We start from the raw sequence: 21,019 nt of genomic DNA on the forward strand, positions 1-21,019 counted from the left end.
CTCGCGTAGGCTGGACGACCGTGACTCCTCGGCAAACTCCGCGCGGCGCCGACGCACCCATCGGCATCTTCGATTCCGGGGTCGGCGGACTCACCGTAGCTCGTGCGATCTCCGCTCAGCTCCCGCGCGAGTCGATCCTCTACATCGGCGATACCGCCCGGTCACCGTACGGTCCGAAGCCCATCGCCGACGTCCGTCGCTATTCGCTCGAGATTCTCGACACCCTCGTGGAGCAGGGGGTGAAGATGCTCGTCATCGCGTGCAACACGGCATCAGCGGCAATGCTGCGGGATGCGCGCGAGCGCTACGACGTCCCCGTCGTCGAGGTCATCGGACCCGCCGTCCGCACCGCCATGTCGACGAGCCGCAACGGCCGCATCGGCGTCATCGGTACCGAAGGGACGATCGGCTCGGGCGCCTATCAGGACATGCTCGAAGTCAACGCCCGGCTGACGGTCTTCGCGCAGGCGTGTCCGCGCTTCGTCGAGTTCGTCGAAGCCGGCGTGACCGATTCCGCCGAGGTTCTCGCGGTCGCCGAGGAATACCTGGCGCCGCTGCGGCACGCGGGGGTCGACACGCTCGTGCTCGGATGCACGCACTACCCGTTCCTCGAGGGTGCGATCAGCTACGTCATGGGCCCGGAGGTGTCGCTCGTCTCGAGTGACACCGAGACCGCGAAGGACGTCTACCGTCAACTCGTGTCCCGAAACCTCTTGGCCGGCCAGGATGCCGCGCCCCGACACGTGTACGAAGCCACCGGCGCCTCCGCCGACGAGTTCCTGCGTCTTGCGCATCGCCTCATGGGGCGCGAAGTGCGCGAAGTGCAGCTCGTCCAGACGGGCGCCATCGATCTGCCGCGCTGAGCGCGGCATCAGAGGAGAACAATGACCGACATCGTCCGCGCAGACGGCCGCACGACCGACGCCCTGCGTCCCATCACTATCGAGCGCGGGTGGAGTGCGCACGCCGAAGGGTCTGCTCTCATCTCCTTCGGTGACACGAAGGTCCTGTGCACGGCGTCGTTCACGAACGGCGTGCCGCGCTGGCTGACGGGCAAGGGGAAGGGGTGGGTGACCGCCGAGTACGCCATGCTGCCGCGTGCGACGCACGATCGAAGCGACCGCGAGAGCATCAAGGGCAAGGTCGGCGGGCGCACGCACGAGATCTCACGTCTCATCGGCCGCGCACTTCGCGCCGTCGTCGACACCAAAGCACTCGGCGAGAACACGATCGTGATCGACTGCGACGTCCTGCAGGCCGACGGTGGGACCCGCACGGCGGCGATCACGGGTGCGTACGTCGCGCTGGCCGACGCCATCGAGTGGGGACGCGCGAAGAAGTTCATCGCGCAGCGGTCGACACCCCTCATCGACTCGGTCGCGGCGGTGTCCGTCGGCATCATCGACGGGACGCCCATGCTCGACCTCGCATACGTCGAGGACGTCCGCGCCGAGACCGACATGAACGTCGTCGTCACGGGTCGCGGCCTGTTCGTCGAGGTCCAGGGAACAGCCGAAGGGGCTCCCTTCGACAAGCGCGAACTCGACGCTCTCCTCGAGCTCGGTGTCGCGGGCTGCGAGACGCTGCGCGGGCACCAGCTCGCGGCGCTCGGGACCGCCGGAGCATGAGCACGCGCGTCGTGCTGGCCACCCACAACCCGCACAAGGTCGAGGAGTTCCGATCGATCGTCGCGGCCGTACGCCCCGACCTCGAGGTGGTCGGCTACGACGGTCCCGAGCCCGTCGAAGACGGTGTGACGTTCGCAGAGAACGCCCTCATCAAGGCCCGAGCCGCGGCATCCGAAACCGGGCTGCCTGCGCTCGCCGACGACTCGGGCATCCGCGTCGACGTGCTGGGCGGGTCGCCGGGTGTGTTCTCGGCGTATTGGGCCGGTCACGCAAAGGATGCCACGGCGAACCTCACCCTGCTGCTGGACCAGCTCTCGGACATCAGTGACCCGCACCGCACCGCACAGTTCGTCTCGACGATCGCCCTCGTCGTACCGGGCGGCGCGGAACACGTCGTCGAGGGGGTCTGGCCGGGGCGACTCGCTCTCGCTGCGAGCGGGAGCGGCGGGTTCGGCTACGACCCGATCTTCGTTCCGGACGGGTCCGACCGCAGCGTCGGCGAATGGAGCGCCGCCGAGAAGAACGCGGAGTCCCATCGCGCGCGCGCGTTCGCGGCGCTCGTTCCTCTGCTCGCCGATCTCTAGCCGCGGAGTCTGGTCCGCGACCGCACGTGCGTGAGAATGACTCGCATCTTCATTCCCGACTATGCGATTCTCCGGCGCGCACCCGGCCACCGGCTCTAGCCTTGGAGCGTGCACGATCACGCGCCCTCAGGCATCCGCGGTGCGAGCAACCGTCGGCTGCTCGCGATCTCGTTGTCGATCACCGCGACCGTCATGGTCGTGCAGATCGTCGGTGCTGCCCTGACGGGGTCGCTCGCGCTTCTCGCTGACGCCGCGCACATGTTCACGGACGCTGCGGCGCTCGTCATCGCTCTCATCGCGAGCCTCGTCGCGGCGCGTCCCGCGAACGACCGCAACACCTTCGGCTATCAGCGGGCCGAGGTATTCGGCGCGCTCGTGAACGCGATCATCCTCATCGCCCTGTCGGTCTGGGTCGCTCTCGAGGGGGTTCGGCGCCTGCTCGAACCGGAGGCGGTCGAGGTGGCCGGCGGCCTCATGCTCGTCGTGGCGATCGTCGGGCTCGCAGCGAACGCGATCGCGATGTGGCTCCTGAGTTCGGCGCAGCGTCGCAGCATCAATGTGCGCGGGGCCTACCTGGAGGTGCTCGGCGACCTGCTCGGATCGGTCGCCGTCATCGTGGCTGCCATCGTCATCCTCACGACGGGATGGATGCCCGCCGACGCCATCGCCTCACTCCTCATCGCCGCCATGATCATCCCGCGTGCCGTTTCGCTCCTCCGAGAGGTCGCGTCGGTGCTGTCCGAATCGACGCCGCAGGGGATGCAGGTGGCCGAGGTCCGGCGGCACATCCTCAGCAAAGAGGGTGTCGTCGATGTGCACGACGTGCACGTCTGGCAACTCACGCGTGGCGCTCCCGTCTTCAGCGCGCACGTCGTCGTCGACGATGACGCTGTCCGCGCCGGTCGCTCGTCCGAGATCCTGGCGTCGCTGCAGAACTGCCTCGCGCAGCATTTCGACGTCGAGCACTCGACGTTCCAGCTCGAGCCCGCAGGCCACGTGGAGCACGACACCCACGCGTAGTCGCTGATTCCCTCAGTCCTCCCGACGGACGTCGTCGGGGGACTTGTCGGGGCGGAAACCCCGCCAGCGCGCATGGCGGAGGATGCCACCGGGCGTGAACTCGGCGTACTCGACTTCGCCGACGACCTCAGGTCGCACCCACAGGGCGTCGGACGCATCGGCGGACGGAATGCCGACGAAGGGGTTCTCGCCGTTGCGAAGCGGGGTCAGCGTCTCTTCGAGGCGGGTCAGGGTCGCGTCGCTGAATCCCGAGCCGACGCGACCCGCGTACTGCAGTCCGTCAGGACCGGGGATTCCGAGAAGGAGCGACCCGATGCCGCCCGAGCGGAGTCCCTTTCCGGGCCGGATGGCGCCGATCACGACCTCCTGCGTGCGCGTGAGCTTGACCTTCAGCCAGGACTCCGAGCGGATGCCGCGACGGTAGATCGACGAGGGATCTTTGACGACGACCCCCTCGAGCCCGAATCTGCGGCTCGCCGCGAGGGCCGCGTCGACGTCGTCGAAAACGGGCGGGAGGACGATCGCGGGAATGGCGTCGGCCGCGATCCGTTCGAGAAGCTCGCGGCGTTCCGTGAGCGGGCGGGACGCGGCATCCGCCTCACCGACGGAGAGAACATCGAACAGGTACCAGTGCACGGGGGTTCGCGGTGCTTCGCGGGCGATGTCGCGTGGTTTGGCGAGATTCATGCGGTTCTGGAGGAGCGGGAAGCTCGGGCGCCCACGCGCGTCGAGCGCGACGATCTCGCCGTCCAGGACGACGGGCTCCGAGCCGAGCCGCGCATCGACCGCGGTGAGTTCGGGATACTTCGCCGTGATGTCGTTGCCGCTTCGTGCGCGGAGACGCAGGCGTTCTCCGTCCCAGAAGCCGATCGCGCGCACGCCGTCCCACTTGACCTCGGCCCACTCACCCCACCGGGACGCTGCGGCGCGTGCGATCCCCGCCGTCGCGGACGTGGCGAGCATGGGGCGCAGGAGACGCGGCGCGGGCATCTCGCGGGTGCTTCCGGCGCGCTGGTCGAGTGCGGAGGCCGCGTCGTCGGGCTCGACGTCGTGGCCCGCGGCACCGGGCATTGCGGGCGGCTCTTCTTCGTCGCCCTGGCGTGAGGGCTCGACGGGGATGCCTTCCGGTTGCGGCTGCCCCGCGGCATCCGTCTTCATGCGATGGAGAAGCCAGCTCGACTTCTCGCCCGTGCCGCTCGTGCGGATGAGGGCAAAGCGCACACGGCCGAGCGGACCGCCCGCGCGACCCTCGAGCGTCGCGATGATTTCGTCGTCGCGCCACTTCTCGAGGTCGTAGCGGCCCTCGTCCCAGATCGTCACGGTTCCGCCGCCGTACTCGTTGGCAGGGATCGTGCCTTCGAATGCGGCGTACTCCATCGGATGGTCCTCGGTCATCACCGCGAGATTGTTGCGCCGGTACGTGTGCGGGACTCCGCGCGGCACCGCCCAGCTGACGAGCACCCCGTCGTGCTCGAGACGGAAGTCCCAGTGCAGCCGCGAAGCGTGGTGTTCCTGGATGACGAAGATCGGCCTGTCGGTCGAGGGGACGGCGGCGAGGGGATTGGCGGGGACGGGCTCCGGGGTTGCTCCCGCCGTGCGTTTGGCGATGTAGACCGAAAGAGGTCCGCTCTCGGCTTCGCGTCCTCCTGCGTGAAAACCGAGGGCGCTCATCGGGTCGCCCATCGTCTCCGCGCGATCGAGCACGTCCGTGAAGGCGAGCTGCTCGAGGTCCGGCTCATCGAGTTCCTCCCAGGTGCGCGGCGCGGCGACGGTCGGATGAGAGCGACCCCGTAGGGAGTAGGGCGCGATCGTCGTCTTCGCGCCGTTGTTCTGACTCCAGTCGATGAAGACCTTGCCGGCGCGGTCCGACTTCTTCATGCTGCTGACGACGAGGTCGGGGTGGTCGGTCTCGATGGCGCGGGCGAGTTCGCGTGCGATCGCGGAGGCCGCTTCCGAGCTCTGCCCCGGTGGAAGTGCCGCATACAGGTGGATGCCTTTGCTCCCACTCGTCACGGGGAATGGCTCGAGCCCCATGTCCGACAGGATCGTTCGCGCCCATCGTGCGACGGTCGCGCATTCGGTGAGGCCGACACCCGGGCCGGGATCGAGGTCGAGCACGAGACGATCGGCGTCGCCGCGCTCCCCGCGGGCTGAGAACCTCCATTGGGGGACATGCAGTTCGAGGCTCGCGACCTGGGCGAGATACACGAGCGTGGGGACGTCCTGGACGAGCGGATACTCCTTCGCGCCGCTGGAGTGCTCGATCGCATGACGCGGCACCCAATTCGGAGCGCCGGGTTCGAGGTCTTTCGCGAAGAAGGGCTCGTGGTCGACGCCTTCGGGCCAGCGTTTCCGGGTGACGGGGCGCCCGGTGGCGTGCGGGATGAGGAGTCCCGCGATGCGCGTGTAGTAGTCGATCACCTCGCCCTTGGTCGTTCCCGTTTCGGGATAGAGGACTTTGTCGAGGTTCGTCACGCGCAGGCGTCGTCCGTCGATGTGCACGAGCTGGTCTCTCGTGCTCCGTGGTGCCGCGCGAGCCATGGCACCATCCTGCCGTGTCAACCCCGTGCGTCGGGGTAGCCCGCGAGCGTGTGACGGGTGTGTACTGGTGTGATGAGAGCGATCTGGAAAGGCGCGCTGACGTTCGGACTCGTCAACGTGCCCGTCAAGGTGTATTCGGCGACCGAGGACCACGACGTCTCGCTGCATCAAGTCCACAACGCCGACGGTGGCCGGATCCGGTACCAGCGGATCTGCGAGATCGACGGCGAGGTCGTTCCGTATCAGGACATCGACAAGGCGTACGACGACGGAGAGAAGACGGTCGTCCTCACGAAGGAGGACCTCGCCTCGCTGCCGTCGGAGAAGAGTCGCGAGATCGACGTCGTCGAGTTCGTGCCGAGCGAGCAGGTCGATCTGCTTCTTCTCGACAAGGCGTACTACCTCGAGCCCGACTCCGCGTCGCCGAAGGCCTACGTTCTGCTGCGCAAGACCCTCGAACAGACCGACCGGACGGCGATCGTGCAGTTCTCGCTGCGCCAGAAGACGAGGCTGGCCGCGCTCCGGGTGCGCGGTGATGTCTTGGTACTCCAGACGCTCCTGTGGGCGGACGAAGTGCGCGAAGCCGCATTCCCGTCCCTCGACGAGCCGGTCAAGATCTCAGCGAAGGAGCTCGAGCTCTCGGCATCCCTCGTCGACAGCTTCGCGAGCGACTTCGAACCCGAGGACTTCACCGACGACTATCAGGCAGAACTGCGGACCCTCATCGAGGCGAAGCTCGAGAAGGGCGACGCGCTCGACACGTCGGAAACGTTCGGCGATCAGGAGGACGAGGAATCCGGCGGGGAGGTCATCGACCTCATGGAGGCCCTGCGTGCGAGCGTCGAGCGCACCCGTGCGGCACGGTCGGGCTCATCGAAGGACGACGCACCCGAGACGAAGAAGAAGTCCTCCCCGAAGAAGAAGGCGTCGAAGGCGTCTTGACAGGATGCCGGTGGCTCAGGCCTTCGGCGCGTCGCCGTCGTGGTGCTCAGGGCCACGCTCGAACACCTCGGGCTCGAGCACGAGTGCCTCAGCCTCCTGGTGGTCGATCACGACGTCTTCGCCGGCCCGCGCCGCCTTCTTGGCCTTGTTGCGTTCTGCGAAGTAGTGCCAGACGATGAACACCACGGTGCCGGCGACGGCCGCGAGGAGGATGACGTCGATGTACTCGGCGACGAACTCGCCGACACCGGGGATGTAGCCGATCCCGTACCCGATCATCGTGAGCCCGAAGCCCCACAGCACGGCTCCGATGAAGTTATAGAGCGTGTACTTGCGCCACGGCATGTGGCCGACACCCGCCGCGACGGGGGCGAACGTGCGCACGATCGGGACGAAGCGGGCGAGGATGATCGTGATCCCGCCGAACCGCTCGAAGAACGCGTTCGTGCGCTCGACGTTCCGCCGGCTGAAGATTCCCGACTCCTTGCGTTCGAAGACCGCGGGCCCGCCCTTATGGCCGATGTAGTAGCCCACTTCTCCACCGAGGAAGGCGGAGAAGCCGATCAGCAGTGCGACCCACCAGGCGCTCAGCCCGAACACGCCGTCGGGCGGGTAGGTGAGCGGGTTCGCGAGGAGGCCCGCCATGATGAGCAGCGTGTCGCCGGGGAGCAGGAACCCGACCAGCAGTCCGGTTTCGGCGAAGACGATGAAGCACACGACGAGAAGCGACCAGGGCCGGGACCCCTCGATGATCGCGGCGGGGTCGAGCCAGGGGATGAGCGCCATCGGCGCCTGGAGTGCGGTTTCGAGCACGAGAAATCCCGTCGGTATGTCGGTCGGCGGTCCAGCGGTGGTTGGCGGAACGCGTGCGGAAGGTGGGACTTGAACCCACACGCCCGGAGGCACAGGAACCTAAATCCTGCGTGTCTGCCAATTTCACCACTCCCGCGAGTGGGATCAGTCTACTGAGGCTCGCGACAGCCGAAATGGGGGACAACCCGCGGATCGCCTGTGGATAACTCCGGTCTGCCCGCGTCGCTCTTGCCAGGATGCTGGAATGCCCGCCAGCCCCACCGCCGCAGCCGCTCCCTCCGCCGTCGTGGCGCAGCGGGTGCGCGAGCGTCTCCGGGCCGAGCGCCTCGACCCGGCGCGCGAGCCCGACGCCGTCGCGAAGCTGGTGCGTGCTGAGGTTCGGAGGTACGACGACTTCGCGCTGGCGCGCGGTGCGACACCGGTCGACGACGAGGCCGCATGCGTCAAGGAGGTCTTCGCGGCGGTCGCCGGGTACGGTCCACTCCAGGCGTACCTCGAGGATCCGTCCGTCGAGGAGCTCTGGATCAATGCCCCGGACCGCATCTTCGTGGCGCGGGGAGGGGTCTCCGAGCGCGTACCGCTCGTCCTCACCGATGTCGCTGTTCGCGACCTGGTGGAGCGCATGTTGCACTCCACCGGCCGCCGCGTCGACCTGTCCCAGCCTTTCGTCGACGCATCGCTTCCCGATGGATCACGTCTCCATGTCGCGATCCCCGATGTCACACGGCGCCACTGGTCGGTGAACATCCGCAAGTTCCTCCCCGGCTATCGCAGTCTCGACAGCCTCGTCGATGCCGGATCGCTCGCGCCGGAAGCCGCTTCGCTCCTCACCGAGAGCGTGCGCACGGGGGGAAGCATCCTTGTGTCAGGGCCGACGCATTCGGGCAAGACGACCCTCCTCGGTGCATTGATCGCCGCGTGCCCTCCGCATCATCGCATCGTGACCGTTGAGGAGACCTTCGAGCTTGCGGTCGCGGCACCTGACCTGGTCGCTCTACAAGGGCGCCAGCCGAGTCTTGAAGGCACGGGTGAAGTGACGCTCCGCCGCCTCGTGAAGGAGGCGCTGCGGATGCGTCCTGATCGTCTCGTGGTCGGGGAGGTGCGGGATGCCGAGGCGCTCGACCTGCTGCTCGCGCTCAACACCGGTGTCCCGGGAGCTGCGACGATTCACGCCAACTCGGCACGGGAAGCCCTCGCGAAGCTCGTGGCGCTTCCTCTTCTCGCGGGGAGGAACATCGACGCGGGGTTCGTGCTTGCGGCGGTCGCGGCATCGGTCGACGTGGTCGTCCACTGCGAGAGGGACGCGGGCGGCGCCCGCAGGGTGAGCGAGATCATCGAACCGGAGGGTGTCGAGGGAAGCTTCGTCACCGCGCGCACGCTCTATCGGGCGGAGTCGCGATGACGTTCGTGCTGGGTGCTGCGCTCTCCGCGGGGCTGCTGCTCGCCCTCTCGCCGTGGCTCTGGCCCAAGGCGTCTCGTTCCTCGCGAGCAGCCGTGCCGGGACGGCTGGCCCGGCTGCTCGAAGAGTCCGGGACGACACGCCTCGTTCCCTGGCAGCTCGTGTCGATCATGATGCTCGGCGGAGCGGTCGCCGCATCCGTCGTCTGGCTCGCGACAGCGGTCCTCGCCCTCTCCGTCATCGCAGGTGGCGCGGGAGCCCTCGCTCCCGTCGCGGTGCTGCGTGCGCGACGCGCGAGTCTCCGGCGATCGCGGCGCAGTCTCTGGCCCGATGTCTGCGATCTCCTGATCGCCTCGGTGCGGGCGGGAATGTCGCTGCCCGACGCCGTTGCGAGTCTCGGCGGCTCTGCGCCGGCGCCGCTCCGACCGGCGTTCGCCGCGTTCGGGGGAGACCTCGCGGCATCCGGTCACTTCGATTCCAGCGCACTTCGGCTGAAGGCCGCGCTCGCCGATCCGACTGCCGATCGCATCGTCGAGGCGCTGCGGATGGCGCGTCAGGTGGGCGGAACGGAGTTGACGCCGGTCCTCCGTGCGCTGTCCTCGTCTGTGCGGGCTGACGCTGCCGTCCGATCCGAGGTCGAGGCACGGCAATCATGGATCCGCGGCGCTGCTGTCCTCGGCGTCTCCGCGCCGTGGGTGATCCTCGGGCTCCTCGCGATGCGGCCGGAGGGTGCCCGAGCGTACGGAAGCCCCGAGGGCGTCGGACTCGTGGTCGCGGGTGCTGCCATGTCGTTCGTCGCGTTTCGGATCATGGTGCGGCTCGGACGCCTCCCCGAGTCGAGGCGGTGGTTCGGTTGACGGGAGTCGTGACGGATCTCGCGTACGCCGTCGTCTTCGGGTCGGCCATCGGAATCGGCATCAGTCTCATGCTGTCTCTCGCGCGTCGCTGGGGCGCGCCCCCGCTCACGCGTCGCGTGGCACCGTACATCCGCGACGTCACAGACCCTCGTGGCCTCACGCTCGAGTTCGAGACGGGACATGACCTCAGATCTCTCTGGACTCGCGCGCAAGCGCGGTTCGCGCAGATCGCTGGTGGTGAGGCATCTCTCGAGCGGCGTCTCCGGCAGGCGGGATGGACGATGGATGCCGCGGCGCTGCGCGGACGCCAGCTCGCATGGAGCATCGTCGGCGTGGGCGGAGGAGGTCTGTTCCTCATCACGATCGTTCTCGTCGGTCGAGGCTCAGCGGTCGTCTGGCTGGTCCCTCCCTTATGTGGCGCGGCAGGAATGCTCATCGTCGACATGCTGCTCACTCGAGCCGCGCGCGCGCGAGTCGTGCGCATCGAGGAGGAGCTGCCGACGGTGTTGGAGTTCCTCGCGCTGTGTCTGTCGGCGGGGGAGGGAATCCTGGACTCGCTGCGTCGTGTCGGCGAGGTCGGCGTCGGTGACCTCACACGGGAGCTTCAGGGTGTCGTGCTCGCGGTCGGGACGGGTTCGTCGCTGTCAGAGACGCTCGCGCGGCTGTCGCGCGATCTCGACATTCCCGCCGTGTCACGGAGCACAGATCAGATCGTGGCGGCGATAGAGCGCGGAGCCCCGCTGGCACACGTCCTCCAGGCGCAGGCTCTCGATGCGCGGGAGGAAGCCAAGCGTGCACTGCTGGAGAGCGCGGGGCGGAAGGAGATCCTCATGCTTCTGCCCCTGGTGTTCTTGATCCTCCCGTTGAGCGTGCTCTTCGCCGTCTTCCCCGGCATCTTCATGCTTCGACTCGGAATCGGCTGACGCCGGAAAGGACACTCATGCCCACCTCACCCGTCCGCACCTCACCCATCCGTCGAGGCCGCACTCTGCGCGACCTCTACACCGCAATCGACGACGAGCGCGGTGACGTCCCTGGCTGGGTGCTCATCACGCTCATGACGGCGGGACTCGTCATCCTCATCTGGGCGCTCGCGGGGCCGGCGCTGTCGACCCTCTTCGAACAGGCGATCTCGCGCGTATCCGGGATCTCGTGACATGCATCGCCTGCGCGAGGCGCTCGCCGACTCCCGCGGTTCCGGATCGGTCGAGTTCGTGCTCGTCGGCACTCTCCTGACTCTGCTGACACTCGCCGTCCTTCAGTTCGGACTCAGCGTCTACGTGCGCAATGTCGTGCACGACGCCGCCGTCGACGGCGCGTATCACGCGGCCCTCGCCGATACGACGCTCGCCGAGGGTGAGGCCCGGGTGCGCGAGATCGTCGCGCGCACGGTCGGCGAGGCGTATGTCGACGAGGTCATCGTCGAGGAGCGGGACATGTTCGGGCACGCGACCATCGACGTCACGGTCCACGCGACCCTGCCGCTCATCGGTCTTCTCGGTGCACCGCGGATGCTGGAGGTGACCGCCCATGCACCCGCTGAGTCGTTCGGCTGAGGTCAGTGCTGCGACGGCCGACGATCCCGAGCGCGGTTCGGCGGCACTCGAGTTCATCCTCGTCGGACTCGTTCTCCTCGTCCCGCTCGTCTACCTCGTCGTGGCTTTGGGAATCATCCAGGAGCAATCCCTCGGTGCGGTTGCCGCAGCGCGTCACGTCGCCCGGGCCATCTCGACGGCACCGGGAAGCGAGCAGGCAAGCGAACGGGCCCGACGTGTCGTCGCCGCTGTCGCCGAGGAATACGAGATGGATGCCGGCGCGGTTGACCTGTCGGTGACGTGCACGCCGCGAGAGGACCCGTGTCCACAGGCCGGATCTACCGTCGTCGTCACGGTTCGATCGAGCATCACTCTTCCGCTCGTTCCTGCCGTGCTCGGGCTCGATCGGATTGCGACCGTCCCGATCGAGGCGACCGGCGTGCAGAAGGTCTCACGGCTCTGGGGTGAGCCGTGAGACAGAGAATCAGCCGGCTGCGAACGGCCGCCGCAGACGAAGACGGGAGCGTCCTCCTCCTTGCTCTCGGCTACGCGGTGCTGGCACTCGCCACGGTCCTCGTCTGCGTCGATGCGACGAGCCTCTACCTCGAGCAGAAACGTCTCGACGCACTCGCGGATGCCGCAGCGCTCGCCGGCGCGGACGGGTTCGTGCTCGACGTCGTCGACGGGAGTCCCGCCGCACGATTGTCCTCCGATGGCGTGCGCGCGCAGGCGGAAGTCCTTCTCGCAGTGGCCGACGCCGATGCCGACCTCGTGCGGGCAGATGCTCCCGATGGTGTTTCCGCCCGCGTCACTGTCGCGGATACCTGGCACCCGCCGGTCTTCTCGCTCTTCGTCCCGGACGGCGTGGAGCTGCAGGCGACCGCGACGAGCCGGACGGCGCTGCGTTGACCGGCTGAGAAGAGGAGACGCGACAGCCCTGACCAGCATCACGGCTGCTCTCACCAGCCGTGGGTATTGAGCCATTCCGCGCGCCGCTTTGACTCCTCATCCGTCTCGTCCGGATCCGACGTGTCGTGCGCGACGAGGGCGCCGTGTGTGAGCTCGATGAACCGTAGGCACCTCGGGCACAGCGCCCGACCATGCGGGTAGCCGTCGGCGAGCAGCGCCGCGGCGGTGGCGGATGTGCCTGAACCGAGGCACCGGGGATCGTCCGCACCGGCGTCCGACCACATGATCGTGCGGTGTCGATGCAGTCCCACGTGACCGAGCGGGCGCGTGCAGCGTCGACCGCCCGAGCGGCTGCGGCAGAAGCGGACCACGCCGGACTTCGTGGCGTCGCCGGTCATGTCACCACCTCTGGGCGGGGGACCCACCTGACGAACGCGAGCGCGCCCAGCAACCCGATCGCCCCCACGACCCCCGCGGCCACGGAGAGCGACGCGACGGCCGCGATGCCTGACACGAGGAGAGGCGACACCGCCCCGCCCGCGTCGGTAAGCGTGCGCCACGATCCCAGGAACGGTGCCGGATCGTCAGGCGGAGCCGCATCGGCTCCCAAGGTCAGCAGGATGCCGCTCGACAGACCGTTCCCCACACCGAGCACCGCAGCGAACAGCGCGAACCACATCGCCGCCTGATCGCCGTCGTGTGTGAACGACAAGGCGATGAAGCCCGCCCCCATGAGCACCATCGCGGGGAGCGCCGCCCACAGGCGTCCGAAGCGGTCCATGACCTGACCGCTCGCATAGAACAACGCGAAGTCGAGAGCACCCGACACGCCCACGACGAGGGCGATCGTCTGCGCGTCGAGCCCGATCGACACACCCCACAACGGCAGGACGACCTGACGCGCCGCCCGCACCGCGGAGAGCGATGCCGCGGCGAGACCGAGTCGACCGAGCACGCGGCGGTATCGCCACATCGTCCGAAAGACGCCCACCCGTTCCGCAGTGGGGATCGATCCCGTGACGACTTCGCCGGTGTCCTCGGCGAGCGACGAGCAGTTCCGAGTCGTCACCGGAGCGAATTGCCTCTCGGGATCGGGTCCGAACAGAACGAGCGCGACGGTCGCGATGAGACACACGCCGAAGAACCAGATCGCCGCGTTCGCGTCGCCGAAGATCGACAGGAGCAGCGCGGCCGCGAATGGACCGATGAACATCCCGAGCCGGAACGTGCCTCCGAGGAGGGACAGCGCGCGGGCGCGGAACGGCAATGGGACGCGTGTCGTCATGAAAGAGTGGCGCGCCAGGCCGAAGGCGGCGGCGCAGAACCCGATGAGGAGCACGGCGATCGCGAAGACCCCGAGCGAGGGAGCGAGCGCCATGCCCGCGACGCCTGCGAGAGCGACGAACCCCGCGATCGCCATCGTGACGCGCTCCCCGAGGCGCGCGACGGCCCATCCCGCCGGAATGTTGCCGCACAGCTGGCCGACGACGAGAGCCGACACGACGAGCGCGGCTGTGGCGACATCCGCCCCCAACCGGGCCGCGATGACGGGGATCAGGGGGAGGACGGCTCCCTCGCCGAGTGCGAACAGAACCGTCGGGGCGTAGACCATGGGACCGAACTGCCACAGCACGTCGCGCGCGCGGGGAGTCTCGGGAGAATCGGTCACGCCCATCCACGTTAGTCTGGAGTGTCATGCTCGAACTCGATCTTTCCGCCGACATCCAGGCGCTGCGCTCCACGTTCGACGACATTCGTTCTGTCGTCGACGTCGATGCGCTGACCGCAGAAATCGCACGCCTCAGTGATGAGGCCGGTGCGCCCGACCTCTGGGACGACGTCGAGAAGGCGCAGAAGGTCACGAGCGCCCTCAGTCACCGTCAGAGCGAGCTGAAGCGGATCACCGACATCGAGCAGCGGCTCGATGATCTCGACGTCCTCATCGAACTCGCTCTCGAGATGGACGATGAGGACTCGGCTGACGAGGCCCGCAAGGAACTCGCCGAGCTCGAAGACGTCATCGGTCAACTCGAGGTGCAGACGCTCCTCGACGGAGAGTACGACGCCCGTTCGGCTGTCGTGACGATCCGCTCGGGTGCCGGCGGTGACGATGCGACCGACTTCGCCGAGATGCTCATGCGCATGTACCTGCGATGGGCCGAGCGTCACAAGTACCCCGTCAAGGTGATGGACACCTCGTACGCCGAAGGTGCCGGCATCAAGTCGGCCACGTTCGAGATCGACGCGCCCTACGCGTACGGCACCCTCTCGGTCGAGGCGGGCACGCACCGCCTGGCCCGCATCAGCCCGTTCGGTTCCGCCGACAAGCGTCAGACGTCGTTCGCGGCTGTCGAGGTCATCCCCGTCATGGAAGAGGCCGTCGAGGTCGATGTGCCCGAGGGTGACATCCGCGTCGACGTCTTCCGGTCGTCCGGTCCGGGCGGTCAGTCGGTCAACACGACGGACTCGGCCGTCCGCATCACACACCTCCCCACGGGGATCGTCGTCTCGATGCAGAACGAGAAGTCGCAGATCCAGAACCGCGCCGCGGCGATGCGCGTCCTGCAGACGCGACTGCTTCTGCTCAAGCGCGAAGAGGAAGCGGCGAAGAAGAAGGAACTGGCCGGCGTCATCACGGCCAGCTGGGGCGACCAGATGCGCTCCTACTTCCTCTACGGTCAGCAGCTCGTGAAGGACCTCCGCACAGGCTACGAAGTCGGCAACCCGGCAGTCGTCTTCGACGGTGATCTGGATGGACTCATCGCCGCCGGCATCCGCTGGCGCAAGCGCAAAGACGACGACTGAGCTCGCTCTCACGCTGAGACAGCATCGCGACGAAGGGCACCGCGCGGCCGTGGGGTTTCACCCCGATTCGCGTCACTCCCGCGATGTCACGGCATTCGTGGCGGACTCGTTCTCGATCAGGTGGAGCTGCGTTCCGTCAGGATCGATGAGGAACCCAGCTCGTAGCCCCCATGGCTGATCCTGAACAGGATGCAGCCGCGGGAATCCTGCTGATGTCTCCACGACACCTGTGCTCTGGATCTGCCGGTACAGCTCGTCGACGTCATCGACCCGGATGCTGCACATGAACGAGCTCGTCTCGGGCGACAACTCGGGGAACTGGAAGAACTCCAACCGGAGATCGCCACGGTGCAAGATGAGCCAGCCGTCATCTCGATACGTCCGCTCGAAACCGAAGCCTCCGTAGAACGCGGTCGTGAGATCGAAGTCGCGCGACGGGAGGTTCGGCACGGCATGGTCGGTCATGCCGCAACGCTACTGCGCGACGCCGCCGTCACGCTCGAGATCGTGGAACCGGCATGGTGAGCGTTGGCGCTCAGTCGAAGATGGCCGCGACCGCCTCGATCTCGACCAGTTGATTTTCGTACCCCAGCACCGTCACGCCCATCAGCGTGCTGGGCACGTCATGGTCGCCGAACGCCGCGTGGACGACGTCCCACACCGCGTCGAGGTCGGATCTCTGCGCAGACGCGACGAGGACTCGAGTGCTCACGACATTTCTGAGCGACGCGTCGGCCGCACGCAACGCCTCGCTCAGATTCTGGATGCACCTTGCGGCCTGGCCCACGTAGTCCCCAACAGCCGCCGTCGTCCCGTCGGGTTCGAGCGGACACGCACCCGCGAGGAACACCAGTCGTGCACCACTATCGACGACCGCTGCGTACGCATACGGTGCGTCACTGAGCGCGGCTGATCGGATGAGGCGCACGGGCGAGTCCATCCGCTCATCATGTCTTACGTGCCCGGCCGGCACTCGCGCTAGCCCGAACGCGCGAGCACGGCTTGTCGAAGTCGCAGCGGTGAGGTTGTGACGGGTCGCCACTGGGCGCGATGATCCCACCACAAGGGCGCCTTCACTTCGGGCGCTCCCTTGTTCATGCGCACCCGCCAGCCGCTCGTATCGAGGAACCGATGGTGGAACCAGCAGAGCAGGACGCCGTTGTCGGTGTGCGTAGGTCCGCCCCGCGAATGCTCATGGACGTGATGGATCTCGCACCACGCAGCCCGGATGCCGCAGCCCGGGATGATGCATCCGCCGTCTCTCAGCGCGATCGCGCGACGTTGATGGTGGTTGAACACCCGGTCGGTGGTGCCGAGGCTGCGGATGCGTCCGGAGGCATCGGACACGACACGCTGCACGCCACCCGAGCAGGCCACGTGCCGCGCGGCCATCATCGAGATCGGCTGTTCACACCCTTCGACGTGGGCGTACCCGGTGTCGCCGATGAGGTCTTCCTCGCGCACCGACACGACGAGGGTCGGAGCAGAGCCGCCGACGGTCGGAAGGTCTCCGCTCGCTGCCGCGACACCCAGGACCGTCGCGAGAACGTCGTGCTGCTTCTGGGCTCGCGTGCGCGAGTCGACCGGTGCCTCGGGACGGCACAAGTCGGGATCGAGAGCCGCGTCGGTGTCGGAATCAGGATCGTCGAAACGGACACCGGCGCGGGGACTCAGCATCGCATCGCAGAGTTGCTGGAACTGAGCGGCGACCTCGGGCATGAGCGTGCCCCGCACGGGGACGCCACCGACACCAGCAGGACCGAGGCTGAACCCTCGTCGATGCACGGTGATGCGCTCCCGGGGCTCTGCGCCGTCCTGATCGAAGGCATTCGTCCATGCCTGCGCCTGCACGCGCAGCAGGTCGGCGCAGACCGGCGGAGCGCCGTCGAGGCCCGTGCCGCTCGCCGCGGCAGCGAGGGCTTCGTCAGCGAGGTGACGCTGCTCACGGCTCACCCGACGCCGCGCCGCGATGATGTCGCCGGAGGCGGCCACGAGGCCATCGACGCCGACGGCACCGTCGAGCATCGCTTCACGCAGAGCAGGAAAGAGTGGTTCGAGCTTCTCGCGACTGACGAGTGCGCGTTCCCCGCAGACCGCCGTCGCCGCACCGATCACGCGCCGTGCCGAGCGGGGCGACAGAAGCGTCGCCCATTGAACGAGCTCGTTGAGGTCATGACAGCCCAGTCGGCTCGTCAGTCGCTCCGTCATCACGGGCGAATCCGAACGGGAGGAAACCTCGCCCACTGCGTCGATCATGAGACCCTCGATCTGACGGTGCGCGCGTGCGACGGCAGCGAGCACCGTCATCAGGCGCTCGTCGGAGACGCGGTCGACATCGATGGCACCACGCAGATCGGACACGACGTCGCTGAGCGCATCGAGTCGATTCTGCAGGTGATCCATAGGGTCCATTCTGACGAGGGCCTCCGACATTCCGATCCCAGATCAGAAGCGGAATCCGGACCTTGTGGACAACGTTTCCGGAGACCACGTCGGGGAGGAGAAGATGCCACACGCCCGGGTGTCGCTCGGGCTCCCTCGTGCCCGCGCGCTTAGGCTCAGTGAGCCATGATCCGGTTCGAAAACGTCACGAAGCGATACCGAGGCACCGCCAGACCCGCTCTCAACGAGGTCGACTTCGAGGTGTTGCGCGGTGAGTTCGTGTTCCTCGTCGGTGCGTCAGGGTCGGGAAAGTCCTCGTGTCTGCGGTTGATCCTCCGCGAAGAGACCCCGTCGGACGGCCGCGTCGTCGTGCTCGGACGCGACCTTCGCACTCTCTCCAACCGCAAGGTGCCGTACTTCCGGCGCCACGTCGGCGCTGTCTTCCAGGACTTCCGTCTCCTGCCGACGAAGACCGTCTTCCAGAACGTCGCGTTCACCCTGCAAGTGATCGGGTCGTCGCGCGGATTCATCCAGCAGGCCGTTCCGGAGGTGCTCGCCCTCGTCGGCCTCGCGGGCAAGGAAAAGCGCTTCCCCAACGAGCTCTCCGGCGGTGAGCAGCAGCGGGTCGCGATTGCCCGCGCCCTCGTCAACCGTCCACAGGTGCTGCTCGCCGACGAGCCGACCGGAAACCTGGATCCCGCCACCTCAGTCGACATCATGCAGTTGCTCGCGCGTATCAATGCCGGCGGGACGACGGTCGTCATGGCCACTCACGAAGCAGGATTCGTCGATCAGATGCAGCGCCGTGTCATCGAGTTGCGCGACGGCGAGATGGTCCGCGACGAGCGTCACGGCGGATACGGAGACACGTCCGGCCTGCCGAGCCTCGCTCCCGAGCCCGAAAAGGGTGCGGCGGCGGTCGCGGCTCTCACGGCGGTGCTCGAGCTCCATCGCGAGATCGTCGAGACCGGGGTCGTCGAGCCCCTCGCCGTGGATGCCGCGGTTGAGGCCGTTGCCGCTGCGACCGAGCCCGTCCTCGAAGCGGAGACCGTCGCGGCGACGGAAGCGGCCATCGCCGAGTCAGCGGACCGCCTGGCCGTCGCAGAGTTCCTCGAGCCGGCGGCATCCGATCCCGCCCCAGAGCCTTCGCCGGTGCCTGCCGCCGACATCGCGAGCCCTGTCCACCCGGACGCTGGGCCCGCCGAGGTCGACGTCCCGGAGGAGACCGGTGAACCCGCGCGTCCGCGCACCAATCCGATCCCGGTCGTCGAGGCGATCGAGATGGATGTGCAAGAACTCGGCCTCGCCGACCGCCTCGGGCTCGGGAAGCGCGATGACGACGAAGTGGGGCCGACGTCATGAGGTTCGGACTGATCCTGTCCGAGGCCTTCACGGGACTCCGACGCAATGCCTCGATGGTGATCTCCGTCGTGCTCGTGACCTTCGTCTCCCTCGCGTTCGTGGGTGCGGCCATCCTCATGCAGATGCAGATCGGCACGATGCGCGATTTCTGGGTCGATCGCGCTCAGGTCAAGATCTACATGTGCACCGAGATCTCGACTGCCACGACGTGCTCTGACGGTGTCGCGACTCCCGAGCAGCTCGCGGAGGTCGAGACGCGGTTGGAGAGTCCCGCGCTGTCGGGCCTCATCAGCGGCGTCGTCTTCGAGAATCGCGACCAGGCGTACCAGAACGTCGTGGACCTGCTGGGGGAGGAGGACGCGAGCGTCATCTCTCCCGAGAGCCTGAACGAGACGTACATCATCAGCCTCGTCGATCAGCGACAGTCCGAGGTCATCCTCGAAGCCTTCAGGGGGACGCAGGGCATCGAGGAAGTGCGCGACGAGATGCAGTATCTCGAGCCCCTCTTCTCGGCGCTCACCGTCGCCACCTACATCGCCGTCGGCATCGCGGGTCTCATGCTCGTCGCAGCCGTGCTGCTCATCGCCACGACCATCCGTCTGTCGGCATACGCCCGAAGACGTGAGATCGGCATCATGCGACTCGTCGGTGCGTCGAATCGGTTCATCCAGACTCCCTTCGTGCTCGAGGGCGTGTTCGCCGCCCTCATCGGATCGGTGCTCGCGAGCGGGGCCGTCATCGCGGGCGTGCACTTCGGCGTCAACGGGTACCTGCGCGAACGGATCAACTTCGTCACCACATGGGTGGGGCTCGGCGAGGCGTGGATCGTTGTCCCGATCCTCATCGCGATCGGGGTCGCTCTCGCGGCGATCTCGGCCGGATTGGCCATCCGACGCTGGCTGCGCGCCTGAGCGGACGCCGCTCGCACGTCTCGACGATCCGTCCCGATGTAGACTGACAGGCTGCCACTTCGACGGATCCGCCGTCGGATGCCGATCGAGGAGTCACCATGCCACGGGAACGGGGCGAGAAGGTCATCGCGACCAATCGTCGCGCACGCCACGATTACGCCATCGAGAAGACGTATGAGGCGGGTCTCGTGCTCACCGGCACCGAGGTGAAGTCGCTGCGGCAGGGTCGCGCGAACCTCTCGGACGGTTACGCCTTCATCAACGGGGGAGAGGTGTTCCTCGACGCCGTGCACATCCCGGAGTATTCGCAGGGGCACTGGACGAACCACTCCTCGAAGCGCACGCGCAAGCTGCTTCTCCACAAAGAGGAGATCGTGAAGCTCTCGCACGCCGTCTCCGCCGGTGGATACACCCTCATTCCCCTCCGTCTCTACTTCTCTGATGGCCGGGCCAAGGTCGAGATCGCGGTCGCCAAGGGTATGCGCGAGTTCGAGAAGCGTCAGACCATCCGCGAGCGCGAAGACAAGCGCGAGGCCGAGCGGGCCATGCGTTCACGCAATCGTCTCGGTGACTGAGCGGGCCCGCGTCAGTTCGCGCTGAACCGGGCCTCGACGGCCGCCGACACGACGATGTCGTCGGGCTGGAACTCCACGGCAGGACCGGACGCCACGGCATCCGCTGCGAACGATGCCTTCGCCATCCCCAGCATGCGGGGTGCGGGCGAGGCGCTCTCGCCGCGACCCAACAGACCGAGATCGGCGATCTCGCGCGCCGTCACGGTGGAGAGCCCGATGGCCGTCGCGTAAGCGTTGGCTCGTTCGACGGCGACCCGAACGGCCTGCGCGGCGACGGCGGCCTCGGTCAACCGGGCCGAGTCGGGGGTCAATTGCCACGTGACGCCGTCGATCTGCACACCGTCGCGCTCCGATACCTCGCTGATCCACCAGGACAGGGCGGCGAAATCGGTGAAGGTTGCGGTGATCTCCACCGAGGCGTAGTGGACGAGGGCGAGTTGCGTGCCTTCGCTGCTCCACGGCCTGCTCGCCCAGAGCGAGACACGCTGACTCGACCAGTCCGCGACGCCGCCGGCGGCCTTCCGTGCCGAGAGATCGTCGCGAAGCGGCGCCGTGAGCTGCGCGATCCGCTCGACCACTCCGCCACGCTCGGGTCCCTCGGTTCGAACGGAGATGTGCGCGATCGCTTCTTCGGGGGCGACCCGGACTTCGTGTTCTCCGCGGACGGTGATGATGACGTCGCTCATGTCGAGAAGACTAGTTCTCTCGGGCCTGTGAAACGGATTCCGAAGAAATCTCGAGCAAGGTGCATCCAGA

At 67.5% G+C, this 21,019-nt stretch carries 24 protein-coding genes and 1 tRNA gene; 16 read left to right on the forward strand and 9 right to left on the reverse strand.

Annotated elements, in window-relative coordinates; translation table 11 throughout:
- Positions 1 to 20: 20 nt before the first annotated feature.
- The 4 genes from murI to FBY39_RS11235 all read left to right on the forward strand — a co-directional run bounded on the left by murI (position 21) and on the right by FBY39_RS11235 (position 3,232).
- Positions 21 to 863 (forward strand): glutamate racemase, encoded by an 843-nt coding sequence (gene murI / locus FBY39_RS11220; RefSeq protein WP_141932374.1) that lies wholly within the window; start codon positions 21 to 23, stop codon positions 861 to 863.
- A gap of 21 nt (positions 864 to 884) precedes the next feature.
- Entirely contained in the window at positions 885 to 1,628 is a 744-nt protein-coding gene (rph, locus tag FBY39_RS11225) for a ribonuclease PH (protein ID WP_141932375.1), read from the forward strand.
- Positions 1,625 to 2,212 (forward strand): RdgB/HAM1 family non-canonical purine NTP pyrophosphatase, encoded by a 588-nt coding sequence (gene rdgB / locus FBY39_RS11230; RefSeq protein ID WP_141932376.1) that lies wholly within the window; start codon positions 1,625 to 1,627, stop codon positions 2,210 to 2,212. The genes rph and rdgB overlap by 4 nt, the downstream gene beginning before the upstream one ends.
- A 108-nt stretch (positions 2,213 to 2,320) precedes the next feature.
- Positions 2,321 to 3,232, forward strand: coding sequence for a cation diffusion facilitator family transporter (locus FBY39_RS11235; RefSeq protein ID WP_141932377.1), 912 nt, complete (start codon positions 2,321 to 2,323; stop codon positions 3,230 to 3,232).
- Between the two features lie 12 nt (positions 3,233 to 3,244).
- Here FBY39_RS11235 and FBY39_RS11240 read toward each other — a convergent pair whose 3' ends face one another.
- The gene (locus tag FBY39_RS11240; protein ID WP_141932378.1) at positions 3,245 to 5,773 is read right to left on the reverse strand and encodes an ATP-dependent DNA ligase; all 2,529 of its coding nucleotides are present in this window, start codon (positions 5,771 to 5,773) and stop codon (positions 3,245 to 3,247) included.
- A gap of 72 nt (positions 5,774 to 5,845) precedes the next feature.
- Here FBY39_RS11240 and FBY39_RS11245 point away from each other — a divergent pair, with 72 nt between their 5' ends.
- On the forward strand, positions 5,846 to 6,715 hold the full coding sequence (locus FBY39_RS11245) for a Ku protein (protein ID WP_141932379.1): 870 nt from the start codon (positions 5,846 to 5,848) through the stop codon (positions 6,713 to 6,715).
- Between the two features lie 15 nt (positions 6,716 to 6,730).
- Here FBY39_RS11245 and FBY39_RS11250 read toward each other — a convergent pair whose 3' ends face one another.
- Entirely contained in the window at positions 6,731 to 7,501 is a 771-nt protein-coding gene (locus tag FBY39_RS11250) for a DedA family protein (protein ID WP_141934135.1), read from the reverse strand.
- Positions 7,502 to 7,582: 81 nt separating this feature from the next.
- A tRNA-Leu gene (locus FBY39_RS11255) sits at positions 7,583 to 7,664 on the reverse strand.
- A 108-nt stretch (positions 7,665 to 7,772) separates the two neighbouring features.
- Here FBY39_RS11255 and FBY39_RS11260 point away from each other — a divergent pair.
- The 7 genes from FBY39_RS11260 to FBY39_RS11290 are packed head-to-tail and all read left to right on the forward strand — an operon-like array spanning position 7,773 to position 12,228.
- A complete protein-coding gene (locus FBY39_RS11260) occupies positions 7,773 to 8,930 on the forward strand; it encodes a CpaF family protein (RefSeq protein ID WP_141932380.1) in 1,158 nt (385 codons plus the stop codon).
- Positions 8,927 to 9,784, forward strand: a complete 858-nt coding sequence (locus tag FBY39_RS11265; RefSeq protein WP_141932381.1) for a type II secretion system F family protein — start codon at positions 8,927 to 8,929, stop codon at positions 9,782 to 9,784. The genes FBY39_RS11260 and FBY39_RS11265 overlap by 4 nt, the downstream gene beginning before the upstream one ends.
- An 8-nt stretch (positions 9,785 to 9,792) precedes the next feature.
- The gene (locus tag FBY39_RS11270) at positions 9,793 to 10,707 is read left to right on the forward strand and encodes a type II secretion system F family protein (RefSeq protein WP_260837741.1); all 915 of its coding nucleotides are present in this window, start codon (positions 9,793 to 9,795) and stop codon (positions 10,705 to 10,707) included.
- A gap of 17 nt (positions 10,708 to 10,724) precedes the next feature.
- Positions 10,725 to 10,940, forward strand: a complete 216-nt coding sequence (locus FBY39_RS11275; protein ID WP_260837742.1) for a hypothetical protein — start codon at positions 10,725 to 10,727, stop codon at positions 10,938 to 10,940.
- A gap of 1 nt (position 10,941) precedes the next feature.
- Complete coding sequence (locus tag FBY39_RS11280; protein ID WP_186336946.1) at positions 10,942 to 11,340, forward strand: TadE/TadG family type IV pilus assembly protein; 399 nt, start codon at positions 10,942 to 10,944, stop codon at positions 11,338 to 11,340.
- Positions 11,315 to 11,794 (forward strand): TadE family protein, encoded by a 480-nt coding sequence (locus tag FBY39_RS11285; protein WP_141932382.1) that lies wholly within the window; start codon positions 11,315 to 11,317, stop codon positions 11,792 to 11,794. The genes FBY39_RS11280 and FBY39_RS11285 overlap by 26 nt, the downstream gene beginning before the upstream one ends.
- Entirely contained in the window at positions 11,791 to 12,228 is a 438-nt protein-coding gene (locus FBY39_RS11290) for a pilus assembly protein TadG-related protein (protein ID WP_141932383.1), read from the forward strand. Before FBY39_RS11285 ends, FBY39_RS11290 begins: the two co-directional genes overlap by 4 nt.
- Positions 12,229 to 12,278: 50 nt before the next feature.
- Here the strand turns inward: FBY39_RS11290 and FBY39_RS11295 are convergent, their stop codons facing one another.
- Together FBY39_RS11295 and FBY39_RS11300 are read right to left on the reverse strand one after the other, a co-directional pair.
- A complete protein-coding gene (locus FBY39_RS11295) occupies positions 12,279 to 12,626 on the reverse strand; it encodes a hypothetical protein (RefSeq protein WP_141932384.1) in 348 nt (115 codons plus the stop codon).
- Positions 12,623 to 13,903 carry an MFS transporter gene (locus FBY39_RS11300; RefSeq protein WP_186336947.1) on the reverse strand — a complete coding sequence of 427 codons (1,281 nt, stop codon included), beginning with the start codon at positions 13,901 to 13,903 and terminating at the stop codon, positions 12,623 to 12,625. The genes FBY39_RS11295 and FBY39_RS11300 overlap by 4 nt, the downstream gene beginning before the upstream one ends.
- Before the next feature lie 20 nt (positions 13,904 to 13,923).
- Here FBY39_RS11300 and prfB point away from each other — a divergent pair, with 20 nt between their 5' ends.
- A complete protein-coding gene (gene prfB, locus FBY39_RS11305) occupies positions 13,924 to 15,033 on the forward strand; it encodes a peptide chain release factor 2 (protein WP_141932386.1) in 1,110 nt (369 codons plus the stop codon).
- Positions 15,034 to 15,105: 72 nt separating this feature from the next.
- Here the strand turns inward: prfB and FBY39_RS11310 are convergent, their stop codons facing one another.
- From FBY39_RS11310 to FBY39_RS11320, 3 genes are all read right to left on the reverse strand, one after another.
- A complete protein-coding gene (locus tag FBY39_RS11310; RefSeq protein WP_141932387.1) occupies positions 15,106 to 15,498 on the reverse strand; it encodes a bleomycin resistance protein in 393 nt (130 codons plus the stop codon).
- 70 nt (positions 15,499 to 15,568) lie between these two features.
- Positions 15,569 to 15,973, reverse strand: coding sequence for a RidA family protein (locus FBY39_RS11315; protein WP_186336948.1), 405 nt, complete (start codon positions 15,971 to 15,973; stop codon positions 15,569 to 15,571).
- 38 nt (positions 15,974 to 16,011) lie between these two features.
- Positions 16,012 to 17,436, reverse strand: coding sequence for an HNH endonuclease signature motif containing protein (locus tag FBY39_RS11320; RefSeq protein ID WP_141932388.1), 1,425 nt, complete (start codon positions 17,434 to 17,436; stop codon positions 16,012 to 16,014).
- Positions 17,437 to 17,601: 165 nt separating this feature from the next.
- On the opposite strand from FBY39_RS11320, the gene ftsE reads away from it, so the two are divergent.
- The 3 genes from ftsE to smpB all read left to right on the forward strand — a co-directional run bounded on the left by ftsE (position 17,602) and on the right by smpB (position 20,263).
- Positions 17,602 to 18,777: a cell division ATP-binding protein FtsE gene (gene ftsE / locus FBY39_RS11325; protein ID WP_141932389.1), complete on the forward strand. Its 1,176-nt coding sequence runs from the start codon at positions 17,602 to 17,604 to the stop codon at positions 18,775 to 18,777.
- A complete protein-coding gene (gene ftsX / locus FBY39_RS11330) occupies positions 18,774 to 19,688 on the forward strand; it encodes a permease-like cell division protein FtsX (protein WP_141932390.1) in 915 nt (304 codons plus the stop codon). The genes ftsE and ftsX overlap by 4 nt, the downstream gene beginning before the upstream one ends.
- 98 nt (positions 19,689 to 19,786) lie before the next feature.
- Positions 19,787 to 20,263 (forward strand): SsrA-binding protein SmpB, encoded by a 477-nt coding sequence (gene smpB, locus FBY39_RS11335; protein ID WP_141932391.1) that lies wholly within the window; start codon positions 19,787 to 19,789, stop codon positions 20,261 to 20,263.
- An 11-nt stretch (positions 20,264 to 20,274) separates the two neighbouring features.
- Here the strand turns inward: smpB and FBY39_RS11340 are convergent, their stop codons facing one another.
- Complete coding sequence (locus FBY39_RS11340; RefSeq protein ID WP_141932392.1) at positions 20,275 to 20,949, reverse strand: SIMPL domain-containing protein; 675 nt, start codon at positions 20,947 to 20,949, stop codon at positions 20,275 to 20,277.
- Positions 20,950 to 21,019: the final 70 nt, after the last annotated feature.

The organism is Microbacterium sp. SLBN-146 (genome assembly GCF_006715145.1).
In the GTDB taxonomy this organism is placed as follows: Bacteria; Actinomycetota; Actinomycetes; order Actinomycetales; family Microbacteriaceae; genus Microbacterium.

Excerpts from the sequence above, each read along its gene's own strand:
- FBY39_RS11265 (WP_141932381.1), top strand. The coding sequence starts at position 8,927 with ATGACGTTCGTGCTGGGTGCTGCGCTCTCCGCGGGGCTGCTGCTCGCC.
- rdgB (WP_141932376.1), top strand. The coding sequence starts at position 1,625 with ATGAGCACGCGCGTCGTGCTGGCCACCCACAACCCGCACAAGGTCGAG.
- smpB (WP_141932391.1), top strand. The coding sequence starts at position 19,787 with ATGCCACGGGAACGGGGCGAGAAGGTCATCGCGACCAATCGTCGCGCA.
- FBY39_RS11275 (WP_260837742.1), top strand. The coding sequence starts at position 10,725 with ATGCCCACCTCACCCGTCCGCACCTCACCCATCCGTCGAGGCCGCACT.
- FBY39_RS11320 (WP_141932388.1), bottom strand. The coding sequence starts at position 17,436 with ATGGATCACCTGCAGAATCGACTCGATGCGCTCAGCGACGTCGTGTCC.
- FBY39_RS11245 (WP_141932379.1), top strand. The coding sequence starts at position 5,846 with ATGAGAGCGATCTGGAAAGGCGCGCTGACGTTCGGACTCGTCAACGTG.
- prfB (WP_141932386.1), top strand. The coding sequence starts at position 13,924 with ATGCTCGAACTCGATCTTTCCGCCGACATCCAGGCGCTGCGCTCCACG.
- FBY39_RS11285 (WP_141932382.1), top strand. The coding sequence starts at position 11,315 with ATGCACCCGCTGAGTCGTTCGGCTGAGGTCAGTGCTGCGACGGCCGAC.
- ftsE (WP_141932389.1), top strand. The coding sequence starts at position 17,602 with ATGATCCGGTTCGAAAACGTCACGAAGCGATACCGAGGCACCGCCAGA.
- FBY39_RS11260 (WP_141932380.1), top strand. The coding sequence starts at position 7,773 with ATGCCCGCCAGCCCCACCGCCGCAGCCGCTCCCTCCGCCGTCGTGGCG.
- FBY39_RS11310 (WP_141932387.1), bottom strand. The coding sequence starts at position 15,498 with ATGACCGACCATGCCGTGCCGAACCTCCCGTCGCGCGACTTCGATCTC.
- FBY39_RS11280 (WP_186336946.1), top strand. The coding sequence starts at position 10,942 with ATGCATCGCCTGCGCGAGGCGCTCGCCGACTCCCGCGGTTCCGGATCG.
- FBY39_RS11340 (WP_141932392.1), bottom strand. The coding sequence starts at position 20,949 with ATGAGCGACGTCATCATCACCGTCCGCGGAGAACACGAAGTCCGGGTC.
- FBY39_RS11250 (WP_141934135.1), bottom strand. The coding sequence starts at position 7,501 with ATGGCGCTCATCCCCTGGCTCGACCCCGCCGCGATCATCGAGGGGTCC.
- FBY39_RS11300 (WP_186336947.1), bottom strand. The coding sequence starts at position 13,903 with ATGGGCGTGACCGATTCTCCCGAGACTCCCCGCGCGCGCGACGTGCTG.
- FBY39_RS11315 (WP_186336948.1), bottom strand. The coding sequence starts at position 15,973 with ATGGACTCGCCCGTGCGCCTCATCCGATCAGCCGCGCTCAGTGACGCA.
- FBY39_RS11240 (WP_141932378.1), bottom strand. The coding sequence starts at position 5,773 with ATGGCTCGCGCGGCACCACGGAGCACGAGAGACCAGCTCGTGCACATC.
- rph (WP_141932375.1), top strand. The coding sequence starts at position 885 with ATGACCGACATCGTCCGCGCAGACGGCCGCACGACCGACGCCCTGCGT.
- FBY39_RS11295 (WP_141932384.1), bottom strand. The coding sequence starts at position 12,626 with ATGACCGGCGACGCCACGAAGTCCGGCGTGGTCCGCTTCTGCCGCAGC.
- ftsX (WP_141932390.1), top strand. The coding sequence starts at position 18,774 with ATGAGGTTCGGACTGATCCTGTCCGAGGCCTTCACGGGACTCCGACGC.